We start from the raw sequence: 18,453 nt of genomic DNA, 5'->3' as shown, positions 1-18,453 counted from the left end.
TCCCCAAAAATCTGATTCTTTCGCTTGTCGTTCAAACAAAAATCATCCATCCGTTATTAATAGAGGATAAAGTAGTTAACAGCATTCGACTAGATGCTCCATTGGTCTATACTTGAGATTGGCATGATAATTATAAGTATAGGGCAGAAAAAGGAATGTTTTTTCTGAAAGTGTCTGTCTTTATTGACCAAAAAGAACCTTCAGGTTGTTTTCATGGTTTTTGATGCTGAAGAAATAATGAAAGTTTTATATTATTAAAAATGATTATGAGAGGAAATTTAATGATTTTAGCGGTTGCATTGGCGTTTTCAACAATCGCATGTAACACAACGGGAAAAAAAACTGAGGCAACAGGTAGCGGCGACACTGCGACTACGGTTCAAAAACCAAGCACAGTGGACAATTCGTCTTTGGAAGGCACCTGGGAACTTAAATCCCTGACCACACCAGAAACTGCAGGAAAACAACTTAAGGATTTATTTAAGGACAAAATTCCAACACTGACTTTCAACACAAAAGACCACAAAGTAGATGGTAACAACGGTTGTAATGGTATTGGTGGAACCTACGAAAGCGAAAAAGGCAATTCGATCAAAATCGGAGATAAATTGATTTCAACCATGATGCACTGTGAGAACGCAGCTTACAACGAATTTATGAATGGTCTAAAGTCAACGACAAACTTTGATGTACGAGATAATGAATTGACATTTATTTCTGGAGATATCGTCGTGATGCAATTCGTCAAAAAATAAGTTAATCTTATGATAAAAGAGAGGCCGGTACATGTACCGGCCTCTCTTCTTTAAGAAATTATTATCTTCTATCCTCTTTGTATTTACAGTTTTTTTGTTTTACGAAAGTTTAAAAATTTTATACGATGATGGAACACTAATTGAAAAGCTTCTCATCCCAGCTCTTCTCGTCAAAAAAACTACGCTCGCCAATTACAGAAACAGATATTGTAGTTTTCCTTCGATAATTGTTTGTCGACAAGGCGCGGGGAAGAAACTCTTCCAACACCATAAATCCTTTGATCTTATTAGGCTTGGTATCATAGTCACGAAATATCTGAACAGATTTAAAAGCTGAATTAGGATAACTTACAACGAGGCTATCTAGGTTCTTCGCTGAATTAAAATAGAATGTTTTTTGGGACCTGAGCTGCTCGTCGACGTAGCTGTACTCCCCTTTTAGCAAATCACCTATGTATTGATAAGAATATACTCGGGTATGGGTACCTTCTTCAAAAATTTTACGTTCGACAATTTTGCCTCCCTCAAATAATAACTCCTGCCTGTCTGAAAATATAAGTTCTTTATTAAAACTCTTTTTTTCAAGTATCATCCGATTTCCGTTTACACGAACGTCCCAGTACACCTTATCCGTAAAAAAGGGGACAAATCCGTTCGCGGTAGGTATCTCTAAAAATCCCCCTATAATGCGATCCAATTGTTTTCCGCGATAACTCAGTTTCATTTCGTTCACATTAGACATAAATGATTCAGCGGTAGATGACTGCAAATAAAGGATCGGAATTTCCTTTGGCCTTTGCCCTAAGTCCATTTCTCCTTCCTTTGAACAGGAAAAGCAAAGCACTAGGATTATAGTACAAGGCAAAAGCCATATTTTTTTCATAAAATGGGTTATTTCATTGCTAATTATACAAATATAAAATTTTCATCTCGTACCTTTACACATCATGAAACAAGATCAATCTAAAATCATACGTGAACAGGTCGATCGTTCAGCACTTCGCGAACATTCGACTCCTTTATACCTTACATCAAGTTTTATCTTCGACAGCGCTGAACAAGGTCGGGCGGTCTTTGCTGGCGAAGAGGATGCAATGATTTATTCCCGCTATGCTAATCCAAATACTTCAGAATTCATCAACAAAGTTTGTATTCTTGAAGGTGCAGAAGCAGGATTGTCTTTTGCATCAGGTATGGCAGCAGTATTTGCCTCCTTTGCAGGAATTATCGAAAGTGGAGACCATATCGTTTCTTCACGTGCAATATTCGGCTCTACACATCAGTTATTTACGGAACTTTTCCCACGTTGGGGTGTTACAACAACTTACGTAGACGCAGCTAATCCGGAAGAATGGGAAAAAGCAATCCAGCCGAATACGAAAATCATCTTTTTAGAATCACCATCCAACCCAGGTCTGGAATTGGTTGATTTGGAATGGTTGGGTAAATTCAAGGAGAAATATCCTCATATCATTCTGTCGATCGACAACTGCTTTGCCACACCTTATCTTCAGAAACCGATTCAATATGGATTTGACCTGGTCATCCATTCGGCGACCAAATATATGGATGGACAGGGCCGTGTTTTGGGTGGAATTGTTGTCGGAAAACAAGAACTTATCGATAAATTGATGTTCTTTATCCGTCATACAGGCCCGGCGCTATCCCCATTCAATGCCTGGATCATATCAAAAAGTTTAGACACGTTGGGCATCCGTATGGACCGCCATTGTTCTAACGCATTGGCTTTGGCCGAGGCATTGGAAAATCATGCGGAAATTGAGGATGTAAAATATCCATTTTTACCAAGCCATCCACAATATGAGCTGGCCAAGAAACAAATGAAAGCTGGTGGCGGTATTGTAACCTTTGTTGTCAAAGGTGGTTTTGAGCGAGCAAAAGCCTTTGTGGATCATTTGGAAATGATTTTATATACCTCTAACTTAGGAGATTCAAGATCAATCGCAACGCATCCAGCCTCCACCACACACTCAAAGTTATCGGAAGATGAACGCCTGAACTTAGGTATCAGACCAGGCAGCATCCGTCTGTCGGTGGGTTTGGAAGATCAACAAGATATCATCAACGACATCTTGCAGGCTCTGGAGAAAACAAAATAACAACAAGAAGACATATTAAATAAAAAAGCCTTTGCATAAAACAAAGGCTTTTTTATTCGCTCACATCCTTCTTAATTCAACGATGCGATCGCTGCGGCATAGTTTGGCTCGTCAGCAATTTCTGCAACTTGCTCTTCATACAACACTTTTCCAGTTTCATCCAATGTAATGACAACACGGCTCAACAAACCCGCCAAAGGTCCGTCCGCAATAGCCAATTGATAAGCATCTGAAAAGTTTGAATCTTTATACTCTGATAATGTCACTACATTATTTAGACCTTCTGCTGCACAAAAACGACCTTGTGCAAAAGGTAGGTCTTTCGATATACATAACACTACAGTATTATCCAACTGCGATGCTTCTTTATTAAATGCACGTACGGAAGCGGCACAAGTTCCGGTATCTACACTAGGAAAAATATTTAATACAATTTTTTTTCCCTTGAAGTCTACTAGAGACTTATCGGAAAGATCGCCTGCAGTTAATTTAAAATCAGGAGCTTGCTCGCCAACCTGTGGTAAACTGCCTTTCGTGTTTACTGGATTGCCTTTAAAAGTGATTGTAGCCATATAATATGATCGTTTAATTTTTAGTAACCTTGCACTTAAAGGTACGAGCAAAAAAAATATTACACAACATTTATTAATTTTAGTCAAACATTTATTATGTTAGCATTGTATTTGATAGAGGAATGTTAACCAAACAATAAACACTAGTATGAAGAAACTACTATTCTCAATACTTTGTGCAAGTCCGTCACTCTTGTTTGCACAAGGATCACAAGTGAATCTACAAAGTCCCAAGGCAGTGGGAATGGGAGGAGCAGGCTCTGCTTACTTTTTAGATGAATCTTCCATTTTCTATAGCCCGGGTGCCTTAGCAAAAATGGACCATAATGCTATTTCCGTTGCCGGTAATGCCGTGATGTACAAGTCTGCATTTCAAGAGGTTGGAAGTACAGTTGTTTATCATACTAGAAATCAGATTTCAACTCCTTTCTCATTATTTGCCGCATTCGGTCCTAAAAACTCCTGGTGGAAAGCCGGTATTGGAGTCTACACACCTTATGGTGGAGCTGTCGATTGGGGGAAAGATTGGGTTGGTAAATTCAGTTTGGTCAGCCTTTCGCTACGTGCAATCTATATTCAGCCCACATTAAGTTTCAAACTAACTGAAAATTTTAGTGTTGGTGGTGGTTTTGTCTACAACATTGGTACCGTAGACCTCGAAAATTCTGTTCCCGTATTCTATCCGGATGGTCACGCCGGATTGGCAACCCTAAAAGGAACTGGAACTGGAACGGGGTATAACGTGGGTATTCATTATAACTTAGAAGACGAATTTGCAATATCGGTAAGTTACCGCTCTAAAGTCGTCACCAAACTTAAAAATGGGGATGCAAATTTTGACGTACCTGAATCCGTCGCAAGCAACTTCCCTGCGGGCAACAAATTCAGTGCTGAATTACCGCTGCCATCCACATTTGCAGTGGGAATGGCCTTCCCTATTTCGGAGAAATTGAAGATGGCTATTGATGCCACACTCATCAACTACGACATTTATAAGTCCCTGGACTTCGATTACAAGGAAAATACGCCTGTATTACAGGATACGCATTCACCAAAAAAATATGATAAAGCAGGATCTGTCAAAGCAGGATTGGAGTATATTGCTTCCGACTGCCTACAATTACGTATAGGTGGCGGTGTGATCGCAACACCGGTGCAACAGAGTGCCTATGTCTATCCGGAGACACCAGATAACACCAGGTACTTGATATCTGGGGGTTTTACCGTAAAACCGTCGCCGAAAATTGACGTCACAGGTTCTTTTGCATACCAACGCATTGTGGCTCGCCAGTCAACCAACGTGGAGAGCCATCTTTCGGGTACTTATGCGACAAATATTTTTGCTCCTGGTATCGGTGTAAGCTATAAATGGTAATTAACAGCCAAATTTGACTAAGATGAAAAAAAACAAACTTTATATAGCTGCGGCGTTAGCACTTTTTGCGATCGCCTCATGTAAACCTACCTTGGACGAATATACGCCTTCGGCTGGATCGCTTAATTTTTCAAAATATGTTGCCATCGGAAACTCATTGACAGCAGGTTATGCCGACGGAGGACTTTACTTAGAGGGCCAAAAGGTGGCTTACCCCAATTTAATTGCGGAACAATTGAAACAGGTCGGGGGCGGTGAGTTCAAATCGCCATTTTTCAGTGAAGATCAAGCCAATGGCTCAGGCTATATTACGCTTACAGCACTTGTCAATGGCCAGCCGGTGACGGCACAGGTAACGGATAAATTAGCCTACCGCTCAGCTTCACCAAAATTATTGACCAAATATACAGATCCGATCAACAACCTTGGTGTACCAGGTATGCGTATGGACCTTTCTATGGTAGCAGGTATGGGGTCTCCCGCTGGAAACATGTATTTCGAGCGCTTACTACCTGATGCAGATGCGATGAAAACATATTTCAACTATTCCACCACGCAAAACCATACCTTCTTTAGTTTTGCGCTTGGAAATAACGACGCGCTCGGCTGGGCAACAAATGGTGGTGTAGTGAACATTAACCCAACAACAAAACAACCGGATCCGACAACTGTGTTGACAGAAACAGCTCAGTTTACTGCGATTCTCAATGGCTATGTACAGGCACTGACTCAAGGGGACAGAAAAGGGGTACTGGCAACAATTCCTGATGTAACAGCAACACCTTATTTTACGACGGTAACCCGTGCTGCTTTATTGGCAGCCGTGAATGCAACAAATCCGCCGACACCAGTAACAAATATCTACATTGCAACAAAGTCAGGTCCTCGTGCTGCTACTGATCAAGATTATTTTGTTCTACCATTCTCCTCAACAGGATTATTGGGAAAACCAAATGCCGCACAAATTCCGTACGGCTTACACCCACTGAATCCCGTGGAAGACAAATACGTGCTTGATGTAAGCGAAACGGCAACAGTCGTACAACGTATCAACGAGTATAATGCGGCCATCAAAGCTGCTGCAGACTCAAAAGGCCTAGCTTTAGCAGATGTACATGAGTTCTTGAATAATGTAAAAGGAGGCGTCCGTATCAACGGACTAGCGGTTAGTGCAAAATATATCACTGGAAATGCTTTCTCTTTGGATGGTATCCACCTAACGCCAATTGGAAATGCCCTAATGGCCAATATCTTTATCAGTGCGATCAATTCAAAATATGGATCGAAGATCCCGCAAGTTGACGTAGCAAAATATCGCGGTGTTAAATTACCTGATACTGTTTCAAAATAAACAGCGATCAATATACTGACAAAAGGCAGACGAATAATCGTCTGCCTTTTTTGTATATTTGTTTAGTATAGATTGAACAGAAAAAACTCGTATGGATTGAAAAAGAAGATGAAGTATTACCCCATCTCCTCACAGCCTAAACGAGCAAAAAAGAATAAAATAAAATAAGATGAAAATCAAATTAAACCGTGTCAACCAAGCTGTGCATTTCGAAGCCAGCAGTGAATTATCCCCTGTCAAAGTCAACATTGATGGCTCGGAAGCTATCGGCGGTGAAGGAAAAGGTGTTCGTCCAATGGAGTTGGTTTTAATGGCACTGGGTTCTTGCAGCGTCTTTGACCTCCATAGTATTCTGGTAAAACAACGCCAGCAAATTGACGATATCCAGGTTGAGGTGGAAGGTAAACGCCGCGAAGAAATCCCTCAAGTATTTACAGATATTCACATTAATTTTTTCCTAAAAGGTGAAATTGATGAGGTAAAAGCAGCCAAAGCGGCTGAATTAGCCGTTAAAAAATATTGTTCGGTACACGATATGCTTGCCGCTGGCGGTATTAATATCACGTATTCTTTGAAAATAAACTAAGAAAATACTTTCTTAGCATCTGATAATCCTCCACATGCGATGTGGAGGATTATTGTTTTTAATCCATGCTGTTATATTCATTCCCTTTACCAATGTATTATGAATAAAATAGGTACAGAGAATCGAAAGGATTTAACTTTACCAAGATTAACTGATTTACAAACGGTTCTGCTCTTCTGTTCTTGTGGGCTGATTACTGCTCTTGACTTTCTGATTTCCAAAATGATACCGCAGCGTCAGATTTACTTTTCTGGTATCCCGATAGTCCCTATAAAAATTATTTTGATCGCCGTACTTGGATGATATCGTCATTTTCTCTGTTTTGAAAATATCCATAAATGATAGATTTACTTCAAATTTCTTTTTAAAGAATTTTCGATTTGTCGTCACATAGGTACTTGAATACCCTGTAATTTTAAATGGCCCCTGTATCGTGGGCGATGTAAACGTATTACCCAGTTCAAGGTTCCAACCGGCATCCTTATTCAGCACATAGTTGGTGCTTACGTTTCCGTTGCCGATATACACATCATTTTTGTGCAATACGTCATCAGTACCCATAAAATAATTCTCGTTATACATCCCCTCTAGCTGCAGATTCAATCCCCAGCGTCCGGTCAGCTGAAAACTCTTTCCTAAGTCTATCCCAGCCCCTTGTCCTTTCTTGATATTGGTATATTGGAAAATCAGTTGGTGATTGTTGTTATCTTGGCGGGAAATTTCCATATTGGGCCACTTTTCAAATCGGTAGAAGAGATCGATATTCCAGTTGTTTTTTGTCCAGGTCAGATTCAGGTTATGAACGATCGTCGCCCTTAAACGTGGATCTCCCTGAAAATAAGAAAAACGATTGTAATAGGATTTTGCAGGATTAAGCCAAGAATACGATGGTCGACTGATACGCTTTCCATAGGAAAAACCAAACTGCTGATCGTCAGTCAAGGCATATTGCATGTAAAATGTCGGGAAGAGCACAAAATAATCACGCTTATTGATATCAGCCGGTTCGGATACAATACCTTCCAAATCGGTATATTCTCCTCTTAAACCAGCTTTCCAGCTCCATTTTTTCCAGGCATAGTCCAATGAGCCATACAAAGCCACATTACGTTCTTTGTAATCAAACACACTACTCTTATCAGGCCTTTGCTCAAGCTTCCCTGATTCATCATCAAAGAAAGCTAGGGTGCTCGTCGTTTTCACATCGCTAAATTTTCCACCAAACTCCATCCCCAGCTTCTTTATTTTTCCGGTGAAATCTATCTGTGAAGAAAAAAGCCGATTTTTATTTCCATTATTACTGATAAATCGGGTATCTGTCGGCTCCTCCCCCTTAAATCGCAGCGCCGTCAGTACATCCTGATCATTTGTCGAATGATTGTCAGTGAAGTAGGATGACCAATTTATGCTCCACCTGGAATTAAGCTTCTTTGTTACCTGAAGGTAGAGGTTATTCGTTTTTGTCGACCGTTGATGATCATTGGTGGTAAAATAACTAGACTCCTGTACATGATTTTTATCGTATATAATGGTGGGCACTTCATAAATACCATAGGTTTTCGGTCCGTAATAACCATTTAGCCCAGCATTAACCGTCCAGGTTGTATCGGGTGTATAGTCTATCGAAAATACATAGCTGTTCTGACTGTTATTGGTATCAAATCGATCCATGACACCTTCCCATGAGGTTTGCTCATTCGGATAATATACATAATTCGTTTCATAGCGTGCGTAGGTCCCTCGTCCGAAATTATAAGTACCACGAAGATTGAATTTTTCATCTTTATAATACTGGGTCAGTCCAAACAGTTGCTTCCAGGTACTGCTTTTTTCGGCCAATGCAACCACCGTGCCTCTAAAGCCATATAGGTTGGATTTGGAAAGTTTAATATTGATAATCGTGCTTCCCTCAGCTTCATATTTTGCAGGTGGATTGGTAATAACCTCTATCGATTGCACGTCGCTACCTGCTGTATTCTCCAGATAGGTTTTCAGTTCGTCCCCCGTGAGCATCACTTTGCGGTCATTAATGAGGACAACAATATTTTTGTTTCCACGGACCATTAAATCCGCACCATTCACCATCACCAATGGTGTACGCTTCAAAATATCCCAGCTATTCAGTGCTGAAAGATTGGAATTTTGAACGTTAAATTCCAAGCGGTCCAACTTACGGATCAATCGGGGAGCTCGACCCACGACCTGCGCTTCTTCGAGTACCTTTGCTTCAGGAAGAAGTTCAAGTAACAAAGGGCGAGAAATGGTATCGCTGCGAAAAAAAAGTTCCTGAGACTTGAAGTTCAGATAGGTTGTCCGTAGATAGTATCCACTAGGATGATCCAGCGTAAGTATAAACTTTCCAAAATGGTCAGTCTTTACTTCACGGATCTCTTGATAGTTGCTATCCAATAGCATAACGGTCGCTCCCGCCAGCACAATTTTGTTTGCATCCTGTACTTGTCCCCCGATTTGTTTGGTCTGTGCTGAAAGCAACAAGGGGAAAGCCAGAAAAAATAGGATCAATTTCATACTTCGGTATTTAATGGTTCAAAAGTGTCTATAGTTGCGACAAATAATGGTTAATGAAGGGTTAATACTGGGTTAAGGTATATTATCTTAGCCGTCAGCAGTTATATTTGTGTATGGAATTGAAGCCCAAAAGTTATATCGTCCTCTTTACGTTATTTTTTGCCGTACTTATTGGCATACAGGGGTATCAATTGTACAATACCTATCAGCTCAAACAGCGTGATATTTTTGCCACTGTGAAAAGTAAGCTGGGCAAGCTTCATGACAACGACAAGCTTTTTGATGATGATTTAATGAGCAAGGATATTGCTAGAGACTACTACATCAAATTGGTTAAAAATGAGATAACAGCCGAAAAACTAAAAGAGCTATACCGCGCAAATGCCCATAAAACTTCCCAGAAGCTCACGCGATATGTCGACAGCCTATTTCAACCCTTGGGAATGGATGTTATCCTGAAAAAGGAAATTTTGGGTATTTACTTCAAGAACCTAGAAAAACAAATCGCAGCGGGGCCTATCACTGTCTACATAACAAATGGAACGTTTCGTCAACCCGTAGAGCTTTCTTCAAGCGAATGGATAACTGAAAAAACGGAAACACAGAAAATCAAAGACAGTATCCAAAGCCGAGAGATCTTGTATACCTTTTTTGTACACCGGAAAACTTCCTTTGAGGTAACGAATCTCAACTGGATATTGTTCAAAGAACTTACTTCGCTCCTATTGAGCACCTTATTTATTCTAGCCGCTTTTCTTTGGCTTTTTTATAGAACCATTCAGAATCTCAGAAAACAGCAGAAACAGATCACCGTACTGCACGATGTCGTCGACAATATTTCACATGAACTCAAAACACCTATTGCAACCCTGAAAATTGCCGCTAAAACACTTCGAAAATCAACAGACGAAAGCATTATAACGGTCATTGAACGACAAGTAAATCGCTTGGAACAAACCCTTGATCCACTTAACGAAAATCTTCAAACTATTGATCAGCCTCCTGTCACCAGTACAGAACTTCAAGCTATTTTCGACGATTTTCAATTGACCAACTCCGCTATCGCATTCCAATTAAGTCCCTTGCCTGACGGCAAATTATGTCTGAGTCCAAATGATGCGACAACACTATTTCAGAACCTGATGAACAATGCCGTAAAATATGGTGCAACTTGGATTAATATCTTTTTTGAGGATCAGAAAGGTAAACTCTCGGTTTGTATACAGGATAATGGTTATGGCATGGAGGAGTCCGAGTTACCTTATATTTTCGACAAGTTTTACCGCATCCAAAAAGACAATGTTCACGACACCAAAGGCCTGGGAATCGGTCTTTTCCTTGTAAAAAAAATCGTCGATCGTTATCACGGACAGCTTACTGTAACCAGCAAACCCAATGTAGGGACTACGTTTAAAATCCAGCTGCCGCATGCACTTGTCCTATCATCGGAAATATAACCAACAAGGATAAACTGTGGAAAGGAAATAGGCGGCCATAGACTAAAGCATTTGTATTAACTTAACTACTTAAGACAAAAATGAATAAAATATTACTCGTTGAAGATGATCCAGATTTTGGTTTTATGCTCAAGCAATACCTTGAGTTATCCACATTTGCCATAGACTGGATAGCGCAGCCCAATGATCTTACGGAAAATTTCCAGCAGCTAGCCGATTACGATCTGGTTATACTTGATGTTATGCTTCCTCAAATCAGTGGTTTTAGCCTGGCCAAAGAAATCAATGCACTATACCCTGCTTTACCCTTTATCTTCTTAACAGCCAAGGAGCAAAAAATAGATAAGCTCACGGGACTAAAAATCGGTGCCGATGACTATGTCACTAAACCTTGTGATCCCGAGGAACTATTGCTTCGCATACAGAATATATTAAAGCGGAATCAGAAAAATAGTAGTCCAAAATCGATCGCCATCGGGAAGTATCTATTCCATCCCGAACAATTATTATTAAGCCATACTTTGAAACAATTTAAGCTCACTGAACGTGAAGCCCAACTTCTCCTCTTTCTATGGCAACACAATGGTCAGCTTGTCACGCGTGAAGAAATCCTTGAAAAGGTATGGGGAAATGCAGATTTCTTTACAGGAAGGAGCATGGATGTCTTTATTACCCGGATCCGCAAATACTTAAGCCTGGATCCCAATCTAGGCATCAGTTCGAATAGAGGTGTCGGATTTACGATTCAATTTTAAGGGTTATCCAGCAATCTCTTCCTTCCGTTTGTTCCATAATTTCTCTGCCCAACGGCCGACAAACCAAAAGGACACGGCCAAAATCAAAAAGAACACTGCTCTATTGATATTATCCCAGAGATACTCGACATAACGGGTATAGATATTGAGCACTAAAAATACAAAGCCTACTTCTCTGCTGACATTATCTTTCGCTTTTAAGCCGTAGACAACCAGGAATACCGACACGGCAGTGGATAAAATACCCCAGTAGAACATATGGTATTGACGTACAGTCGTCCATTCATAGAAATCAGCATAATTTCCAAAAATAGAAAGGGTCCACAAGGATATCATCAGATAGATCAATCCCACAATATAACTAATGGGCTGAAAGACTTGTAGCTTTTCAGACCTGGGTTGAATCCAAACAGCCAACGCGGTTATCAGTGTCCCAAAAATGGTAAAACGCAGTGGGTAGTTCATTCCCCAAAACTTAAATCCCCAATTGCTATGGTAGGCAGTCTCGGTCGCAAACCATACTCCCAAAGCCAAAAGCATAAACGTCCAAATCAGCTTACTCTCGAGCTTAACGGCAAGAAAGCCATAAATCACCACGGAGAGTAAAAATAACAAGGAATAGTGCATCGTGTCTTTATCCAATACTTTACCCATAAACCCGATACAGGCCGCAGTTCCGAAAACCCCAATCAGCATCATGGTTTCCGTGGATAGATTTTTATAAGGATAACGTTTCTTATACCGAAAACCCAGCGTATAGAATAATACAGCCACGGCGGCGAAAAAGAAGCAAAATAGGATATTAGGTGCTTCGTAGAGTGTATCCACAAAGGCCAAAAATGATGCATCTGTAAACAACGAAAAAACAGCAAAGACCAGAGATGCCAAGGCAATCCAAAAAGCGTATCTAGCCAGTTGTCCCCAATCAAAACTTTTCACGTCTAAACTATCCATCAGCTCGTTCGCTTTTTGTTCATCCAATAAGTTCTCTTTCTTCCAAAATTGGACAATATCGTCGATCGATTGTTTCTCTTGTTTGCTGACGTCGTATTTTCGCATAAATTTAGATTTACTGTGCAAGGTACATTATTTTTTTAAATCACTTGTATATCACATTTTGTTCCAAAAGTCAGATAGGCTCGCATAATTCCTTTAAAATCTGTAATTTTGCATGTTTTGCATTTAATCCCTCACACGGGGACCTTAAGGAGTTTTCATGGCAGTAAAAAGAAGCCCAGATTTGGGCGAACAAAGTGAAGTTCAGGTATTTGGAGCGCGTGCGCATAATCTAAAAAATATAGATGTTTCTTTTCCGAGAAATGAATTGGTTGTTATCACAGGCTTAAGTGGCAGCGGAAAGTCTTCCTTGGCTTTTGACACCATTTATGCCGAAGGACAACGTCGGTATATGGAGACATTCAGTGCCTACAGCCGTCAGTTTTTGGGAGGCATGGAACGTCCGGATGTGGACAAGATATCGGGCTTAAGTCCAGTGATCTCCATTGAGCAGAAAACCACTAGCAAAAATCCGAGGTCCACTGTTGGAACCATTACTGAAGTGTATGATTTTATGCGTCTACTATTTGCCCGAGCAGGAGAAGCTTTCTCCCATGTGACCGGGAAGAAAATGGAGCGTATGTCGGACGATCAGGTTATCGAACGGATTTTGACTGAGTTTGAAGGACAGGCCCTGAACATCCTGGCTCCAGTGGTTAAGGGACGTAAAGGCCACTACCGTGAGTTGTTTGAACAAATCCGTAAGCAAGGCTATGTGAAGGTACGTGTGGATGGAGAAATATTGGACCTTGTTCCAAAAATGCAGGTTGACCGCTACAAAATACACGATATTGAAATCGTCGTAGATCGTCTGAAAGTAGAGCGTGAAGATAAAAAGCGCTTACAGACTTCAGTGATGCAGGCGATGAAAACAGCGAAAGGTATCATCAAGGTCTCCACGAAAGATAATCAGGAGCAATTCTATAGCCGTTATCTCATGGATGCCGAATCGGGCATCTCTTATGATGAGCCACAGCCAAATACCTTCTCATTCAATTCCCCATACGGTGCTTGTCCTACATGTGATGGTTTGGGCTATATTTTTGAAATTGATAAGAATGCCGTTATTCCGGATAAAAAACTAAGTATTCAAAAAGGTGGTTTGGCCCCTTTGGGACCTACCCGGGAAAATTGGACTTCGGAAGTATTGAAAGCTGTCGCAAAAAAATTAGATTTTACGATTACAACACCGCTTGAAAAACTAACTGAAGAACAGATTGATCAGCTTTTATTTGGCAATAAGGAAGAGCCTATCGTTGTCACGGTATCTTATGGAAGTTATGGCACACGTGAATATCGTGTTGAATTTGAAGGAATCTTTAAGATGCTGGAAGAGTTTTCGGGAAAATCATCGGATGAGGCGCCTTCTTTAGATGACTTCAGAACAAAAGTGACCTGTCCAACCTGTGCGGGAGCGCGTCTGAAAAAAGAGTCTTTACATTTTAAAATTGCGGATAAAAACATCCATGAGCTCTCAACGATGGACATTACATCCATCAAAGAATGGTTTGATCAGGTTGAAAGCAAACTTGATGAACGCCAACTCATTATTGCAACGGAGATATTAAAGGAAATCCGCGCACGTTTAGGCTTCCTGCTGGATGTCGGCCTAAATTACTTGACCTTGGATCGTACAGCTAAAACACTTTCGGGTGGTGAAGCACAGCGGATCCGTCTGGCCACACAGATTGGTTCCCAACTGGTGAATGTACTTTATATTCTGGATGAGCCCAGTATTGGGCTCCATCAGCGGGATAACGAACGTTTGATCAATGCGCTTAAAAACCTACGCGATATTGGCAATTCGGTCCTTGTTGTGGAACATGATAAAGACATGATCCTACATGCCGACCATGTTATCGACATGGGACCTGCTGCAGGCGTTCATGGTGGCACTGTGGTTGCCGAAGGTACACCAACAGAAATCCTAAAATCAAACTCTTTAACAGCAGCTTACCTCAACGGAACAAAAGAGGTTAAGATTCCTGAGAAACGCCGTGAGGGCAATGGAAAAACATTGTCATTACATGGAGCAACCGGACATAACTTAAAAAATCTGTCTGTCTCTTTTCCATTAGGAAAACTCATTGTTGTATCGGGTGTTTCAGGTTCGGGTAAATCAAGCCTAATCACAGGTACTTTATACCCGATTTTGAATAAACATTTTTTCAGAGCCAAAGCAATTCCACTTCCTTTCAAAAAAATTGAAGGGTTAGAACATATTGACAAAGTCATCGAGATCGACCAAAGTCCTATCGGCCGTACACCACGGTCCAACCCTTCGACCTATACTGGTGTATTTTCGGATATCAGAACCTTGTTTGTTCAGCTTCCAGAAGCTAAGATCAGAGGCTATAAACCAGGAAGATTTTCCTTTAACGTCAAAGGTGGTCGTTGTGAAACCTGTCAGGGAGCCGGGCTGAAAGTCATCGAAATGAATTTCCTTCCCGATGTACAGGTTCCTTGTGAAACATGTCACGGAAAACGCTACAACCGAGAAACTTTAGAGGTACGCTATAAAGGAAAATCCATTTCCGATGTACTTGATATGAGCATCAACGACGCTGTGGATTTCTTCGAAAATGTACCGAGTATTTACCGAAAGATCAAAACACTGCAGGATGTAGGTTTGGGTTATATCACCTTAGGACAGTCCTCGACAACCTTATCGGGAGGTGAGGCACAACGGGTAAAATTGGCTACTGAACTTTCTAAAAAAGACACTGGAAATACATTCTATATCCTTGATGAACCGACAACAGGTCTTCACTTTGAAGATGTTAATGTTCTTATGGGCGTTATCAATCGCCTGGTCGGGCGCGGGAACACCATTTTGATCATCGAGCACAACCTTGATGTCGTTAAATCGGCTGATTGGGTCATTGATATCGGTCCCGAAGGTGGCAAAGACGGTGGGCAGGTTCTATTTGAAGGAACACCTGAAAACTTAATTAAGAATAATAAAAGCGAAACAGCACGTTTCTTAAAATTAGAAATGTAATACCTTTGAGACAGCAGCCGCGAAGTATTATGTTTCACGGCTGCTGTTTGCCCGGGATGGCTCGGTTATTGCGCAGGAATGTTTTCCAACTCCTTGGGCTTTGTCTTACAGGGGTAATAGATATCGCACACTGACTTTGACGGCCGAGGAAGAGGGCGCAACTATTTATCAACGCCATCCATTTTCATTTGTATAAATGAACACATTAAAGGTTTTTGCTTTTAAAGAACATACGGAATGTCCGGTTGATTTTCATCAGTGTTTATACGCTGTAAATATGGATATTTCTTAACTTTGTATTATATGTCGGATATTATTCAATTACTTCCAGATAATGTTGCTAATCAGATTGCGGCGGGAGAAGTGGTGCAGCGACCAGCGTCTGCCATTAAAGAATTGATTGAGAATGCTATTGATGCTGGAGCTGACAAAATAAAACTTATTGTTAAAGATGCAGGCAAGTCATTGATCCAGGTCATTGACAATGGCTGTGGCATGAGCGTAACTGATGCTCGTCTTTGTTTTGAACGTCACGCAACATCGAAAATTCGTAAGGCTGAAGACTTATTCGCTATCCGCACAATGGGTTTCCGTGGTGAAGCAATGGCCTCCATTGCTGCGATTGCACAGGTAGAGCTCAAAACACGCCGCATCGAAGATGAACTGGGTACAGTTGTTGAGATAGAGGGATCAAAAGTTGTCAACCAATACCCGGAAGCTGTTGCTGCCGGAACAAATATTTTAGTTAAAAATCTTTTTTACAATATTCCTGCGCGAAGGAACTTTCTAAAGAGTAACTCCGTAGAAATGCGTCATATTATTGATGAATTTCAACGTATTGCCTTATCAAATCCACAGATTTTCCTGTCCTTACATAGTGACGGAAATGAGATCTACCATTTGCCAGCTGAGACGCTGAAACAACGTATTGTCCATATTTTCGGAAACAATTACAATCAGCGACTTGTCCCTGTGGAAGAAGATACATCCATCATTAAGGTAGAAGGTTTTGTGGGAAAACCTGAATTTGCAAAAAAAACACGTGGTGAACAGTTTTTCTTTGTCAACAAACGCTTTGTACGTGATCCCTACCTGCACCATGCGGTCATGAATGCTTATGAAGATATCTTACAGGCCGAAACATTTCCTTTCTATGTCTTATTTATCGACATAGATCCAGCACGCATCGATATCAACGTACACCCTACCAAGACCGAAATTAAGTATGAAGACGATAAGGCTATTTACGCCATTATCCGTTCAGCCGTAAAAAGATCATTGGGACGGTACAATATCATGCCATCTTTGGATTTTGAACAGGAAACGAGCTTCACCAATCTCATCACAAAAAAGGCATTGGATGAAATTATCGTTCCAACGGTAACTTTTAATCCAAACTTCAATCCATTTGATACAGACAAATCAAAATCTGGTTCGAGCTACACGCGCTCGGAAAGCTACGCTGAGGGACTCAGTAAGAAAACAGGTGGCATACCCAGCAATTGGGATTCCTTGTACCAGATTGTCGAAAAGGAGGAATCTGTTCAGCTGCCATTGCATGCGGAGCCAGAATTGCATACGGATAACTCACAGACCATTCAGGCCGAAGATAAGTCATCCTCAAAGCTCTTTTTTCAGCTCCATAATAAATATATTGTTTCTCAGATTCACTCTGGATTTATTCTAATCGATCAACAGGCTGCACATGAACGTATTCTCTTTGAACAATTTCTTGCGCAACTGGACCAACATAAAGGTCTGAGTCAACAAAGTTTGTTTCCACAGACTTTGGACCTGAATGCTGCAGATAATGAATTAATGAAAGACCTCCTGGAGGACATCAATGGCTTAGGCTTTCAAATTCGTGAATTTGGAAAAAATTCCTATATTATTGACGGAATTCCTGCAGACTTAGGAACAGGATTCGACGAAATAAAGATGATTGAGAAAATATTGGAGGATTACAAAAACAATCAATCTGAGTATAAGCTCGCTAAGCGAGAAAATCTTGCCAAGAGTCTTGCCCGTAATGCGGCCATTAAGCCCGGTACCGTATTGGACAATACAGCGATGGCGGAGCTTGTGGATAGACTTTTTGCTTGTCACTCACCCAATATCTCCATTTATGGCAACCCTGTAATTGTAACATTTACATTGCAAGAATTAGCGGAAAAATTTGGTAAAAATTAGAAGATAAAATATATGTTTCCACAACTGACACCTGTTATCAAGAATTTATTGATCATCAATATCATATTTTATATTGGATCACAACTTGTACCTGCAGCATATGATTATCTTGCGGTCTATTATCCAGACTCCCCTTATTTTAAAATCTGGCAGGTGATTACGCATATGTTTATGCATGACAAGAACAATATTACCCATATTTTCTTCAATATGTTTTCCCTGGTTATGTTCGGTCCTATGATTGAGCAGGTACTTGGGTCAAAACGTTTTTTAAATTTCTACTTGGTTTCGGGAATCGGTGCCTGGTTTCTTTATACAGCTGTAAATGGTATACAACTCTATAATGCGACAGGTTCTTTCGCTCCACTTCACGGCATAAGCGGAAACGAACTTATTGCCATGGCCAATACCGGAAATAATGAAGCACTAACTTACCTCATTCCGATGTTGGGGGCCTCAGGAGCCATTTATGGTGTTCTATTAGCATTTGCCTACCTTTTTCCAAACATACCACTTCAATTTTTGTTTATTCCTGTACCAGTCAAAGCAAAGTATATGATCGGTGGATTCATCCTCATCGAAATTTATATGAGCTTGTCTAGACCAGGAGATTCTGTGGCTCACCTGGCGCATGTCGGTGGTGCACTATTTGGCTATCTACTGCTTAAACTGTGGAAGATTAGAAAAGGAATTTATTAATATCGTG

Annotated in this window: 14 protein-coding genes; 10 read left to right on the top strand and 4 right to left on the bottom strand. The window is 40.7% G+C overall.

Annotation, left to right across the window (positions count from 1 at the left end; genetic code table 11):
• Positions 1–266 precede the first annotated feature (266 nt).
• Complete coding sequence (locus HS960_RS22685) at positions 267–755, top strand: META domain-containing protein (protein ID WP_182330676.1); 489 nt, start codon at positions 267–269, stop codon at positions 753–755.
• Positions 756–891: 136 nt separating this feature from the next.
• Here HS960_RS22685 and HS960_RS22680 read toward each other — a convergent pair whose 3' ends face one another.
• Positions 892–1,566, bottom strand: a complete 675-nt coding sequence (locus HS960_RS22680; protein ID WP_153844303.1) for a hypothetical protein — start codon at positions 1,564–1,566, stop codon at positions 892–894.
• 136 nt (positions 1,567–1,702) lie between these two features.
• On the opposite strand from HS960_RS22680, the gene HS960_RS22675 reads away from it, so the two are divergent.
• A complete protein-coding gene (locus tag HS960_RS22675; RefSeq protein ID WP_153844304.1) occupies positions 1,703–2,875 on the top strand; it encodes a trans-sulfuration enzyme family protein in 1,173 nt (390 codons plus the stop codon).
• 71 nt (positions 2,876–2,946) lie between these two features.
• Here HS960_RS22675 and tpx read toward each other — a convergent pair whose 3' ends face one another.
• A complete protein-coding gene (gene tpx / locus HS960_RS22670; RefSeq protein WP_120335038.1) occupies positions 2,947–3,447 on the bottom strand; it encodes a thiol peroxidase in 501 nt (166 codons plus the stop codon).
• A 148-nt stretch (positions 3,448–3,595) separates the two neighbouring features.
• Between tpx and HS960_RS22665 the strand changes: the two genes are divergently transcribed.
• The 3 genes from HS960_RS22665 to HS960_RS22655 all read left to right on the top strand — a co-directional run bounded on the left by HS960_RS22665 (position 3,596) and on the right by HS960_RS22655 (position 6,759).
• Positions 3,596–4,822: an OmpP1/FadL family transporter gene (locus tag HS960_RS22665; protein ID WP_153844305.1), complete on the top strand. Its 1,227-nt coding sequence runs from the start codon at positions 3,596–3,598 to the stop codon at positions 4,820–4,822.
• Positions 4,823–4,844: 22 nt separating this feature from the next.
• Positions 4,845–6,173 (top strand): SGNH/GDSL hydrolase family protein, encoded by a 1,329-nt coding sequence (locus HS960_RS22660; RefSeq protein ID WP_182330675.1) that lies wholly within the window; start codon positions 4,845–4,847, stop codon positions 6,171–6,173.
• A gap of 169 nt (positions 6,174–6,342) precedes the next feature.
• Positions 6,343–6,759, top strand: coding sequence for an OsmC family protein (locus HS960_RS22655; protein WP_070570243.1), 417 nt, complete (start codon positions 6,343–6,345; stop codon positions 6,757–6,759).
• 156 nt (positions 6,760–6,915) lie between these two features.
• Here the strand turns inward: HS960_RS22655 and HS960_RS22650 are convergent, their stop codons facing one another.
• Positions 6,916–9,288, bottom strand: a complete 2,373-nt coding sequence (locus tag HS960_RS22650) for an outer membrane beta-barrel family protein (RefSeq protein WP_159727393.1) — start codon at positions 9,286–9,288, stop codon at positions 6,916–6,918.
• A gap of 113 nt (positions 9,289–9,401) precedes the next feature.
• Here HS960_RS22650 and HS960_RS22645 point away from each other — a divergent pair, with 113 nt between their 5' ends.
• The gene (locus HS960_RS22645; protein WP_153844308.1) at positions 9,402–10,745 is read left to right on the top strand and encodes a sensor histidine kinase; all 1,344 of its coding nucleotides are present in this window, start codon (positions 9,402–9,404) and stop codon (positions 10,743–10,745) included.
• Between the two features lie 80 nt (positions 10,746–10,825).
• Positions 10,826–11,500, top strand: coding sequence for a response regulator transcription factor (locus HS960_RS22640; protein ID WP_182330674.1), 675 nt, complete (start codon positions 10,826–10,828; stop codon positions 11,498–11,500).
• Between the two features lie 3 nt (positions 11,501–11,503).
• On the opposite strand, the gene HS960_RS22635 is transcribed toward HS960_RS22640, so the two are convergent.
• Positions 11,504–12,559: a DUF2157 domain-containing protein gene (locus HS960_RS22635; protein ID WP_182330673.1), complete on the bottom strand. Its 1,056-nt coding sequence runs from the start codon at positions 12,557–12,559 to the stop codon at positions 11,504–11,506.
• A gap of 157 nt (positions 12,560–12,716) precedes the next feature.
• Between HS960_RS22635 and uvrA the strand changes: the two genes are divergently transcribed.
• The 3 genes from uvrA to HS960_RS22620 all read left to right on the top strand — a co-directional run bounded on the left by uvrA (position 12,717) and on the right by HS960_RS22620 (position 18,446).
• The gene (gene uvrA / locus HS960_RS22630; protein WP_182330672.1) at positions 12,717–15,557 is read left to right on the top strand and encodes an excinuclease ABC subunit UvrA; all 2,841 of its coding nucleotides are present in this window, start codon (positions 12,717–12,719) and stop codon (positions 15,555–15,557) included.
• Between the two features lie 303 nt (positions 15,558–15,860).
• Positions 15,861–17,747 carry a DNA mismatch repair endonuclease MutL gene (gene mutL, locus HS960_RS22625; protein WP_153844312.1) on the top strand — a complete coding sequence of 629 codons (1,887 nt, stop codon included), beginning with the start codon at positions 15,861–15,863 and terminating at the stop codon, positions 17,745–17,747.
• 12 nt (positions 17,748–17,759) lie between these two features.
• Positions 17,760–18,446: a rhomboid family intramembrane serine protease gene (locus HS960_RS22620; RefSeq protein ID WP_153844313.1), complete on the top strand. Its 687-nt coding sequence runs from the start codon at positions 17,760–17,762 to the stop codon at positions 18,444–18,446.
• Positions 18,447–18,453 lie beyond the last annotated feature (7 nt).

Origin of the sequence: Sphingobacterium paramultivorum, from assembly GCF_014109745.1 — a bacterium.
Taxonomy (GTDB): Bacteria; Bacteroidota; Bacteroidia; order Sphingobacteriales; family Sphingobacteriaceae; genus Sphingobacterium; species Sphingobacterium paramultivorum.
Note: the sequence above shows the minus strand (reverse complement) of the source record. Positions and strands in the feature narration are given on the sequence as shown.

What these genes read in the sequence shown, in the direction of transcription:
- HS960_RS22685 (WP_182330676.1), top strand. Translation starts at nt 267, where the DNA reads ATGAGAGGAAATTTAATGATTTTAGCGGTTGCATTGGCGTTTTCAACA.
- HS960_RS22680 (WP_153844303.1), bottom strand. Translation starts at nt 1,566, where the DNA reads ATGGACTTAGGGCAAAGGCCAAAGGAAATTCCGATCCTTTATTTGCAG.
- HS960_RS22675 (WP_153844304.1), top strand. Translation starts at nt 1,703, where the DNA reads ATGAAACAAGATCAATCTAAAATCATACGTGAACAGGTCGATCGTTCA.
- tpx (WP_120335038.1), bottom strand. Translation starts at nt 3,447, where the DNA reads ATGGCTACAATCACTTTTAAAGGCAATCCAGTAAACACGAAAGGCAGT.
- HS960_RS22665 (WP_153844305.1), top strand. Translation starts at nt 3,596, where the DNA reads ATGAAGAAACTACTATTCTCAATACTTTGTGCAAGTCCGTCACTCTTG.
- HS960_RS22660 (WP_182330675.1), top strand. Translation starts at nt 4,845, where the DNA reads ATGAAAAAAAACAAACTTTATATAGCTGCGGCGTTAGCACTTTTTGCG.
- HS960_RS22655 (WP_070570243.1), top strand. Translation starts at nt 6,343, where the DNA reads ATGAAAATCAAATTAAACCGTGTCAACCAAGCTGTGCATTTCGAAGCC.
- HS960_RS22650 (WP_159727393.1), bottom strand. Translation starts at nt 9,288, where the DNA reads ATGAAATTGATCCTATTTTTTCTGGCTTTCCCCTTGTTGCTTTCAGCA.
- HS960_RS22645 (WP_153844308.1), top strand. Translation starts at nt 9,402, where the DNA reads ATGGAATTGAAGCCCAAAAGTTATATCGTCCTCTTTACGTTATTTTTT.
- HS960_RS22640 (WP_182330674.1), top strand. Translation starts at nt 10,826, where the DNA reads ATGAATAAAATATTACTCGTTGAAGATGATCCAGATTTTGGTTTTATG.
- HS960_RS22635 (WP_182330673.1), bottom strand. Translation starts at nt 12,559, where the DNA reads ATGCGAAAATACGACGTCAGCAAACAAGAGAAACAATCGATCGACGAT.
- uvrA (WP_182330672.1), top strand. Translation starts at nt 12,717, where the DNA reads ATGGCAGTAAAAAGAAGCCCAGATTTGGGCGAACAAAGTGAAGTTCAG.
- mutL (WP_153844312.1), top strand. Translation starts at nt 15,861, where the DNA reads ATGTCGGATATTATTCAATTACTTCCAGATAATGTTGCTAATCAGATT.
- HS960_RS22620 (WP_153844313.1), top strand. Translation starts at nt 17,760, where the DNA reads ATGTTTCCACAACTGACACCTGTTATCAAGAATTTATTGATCATCAAT.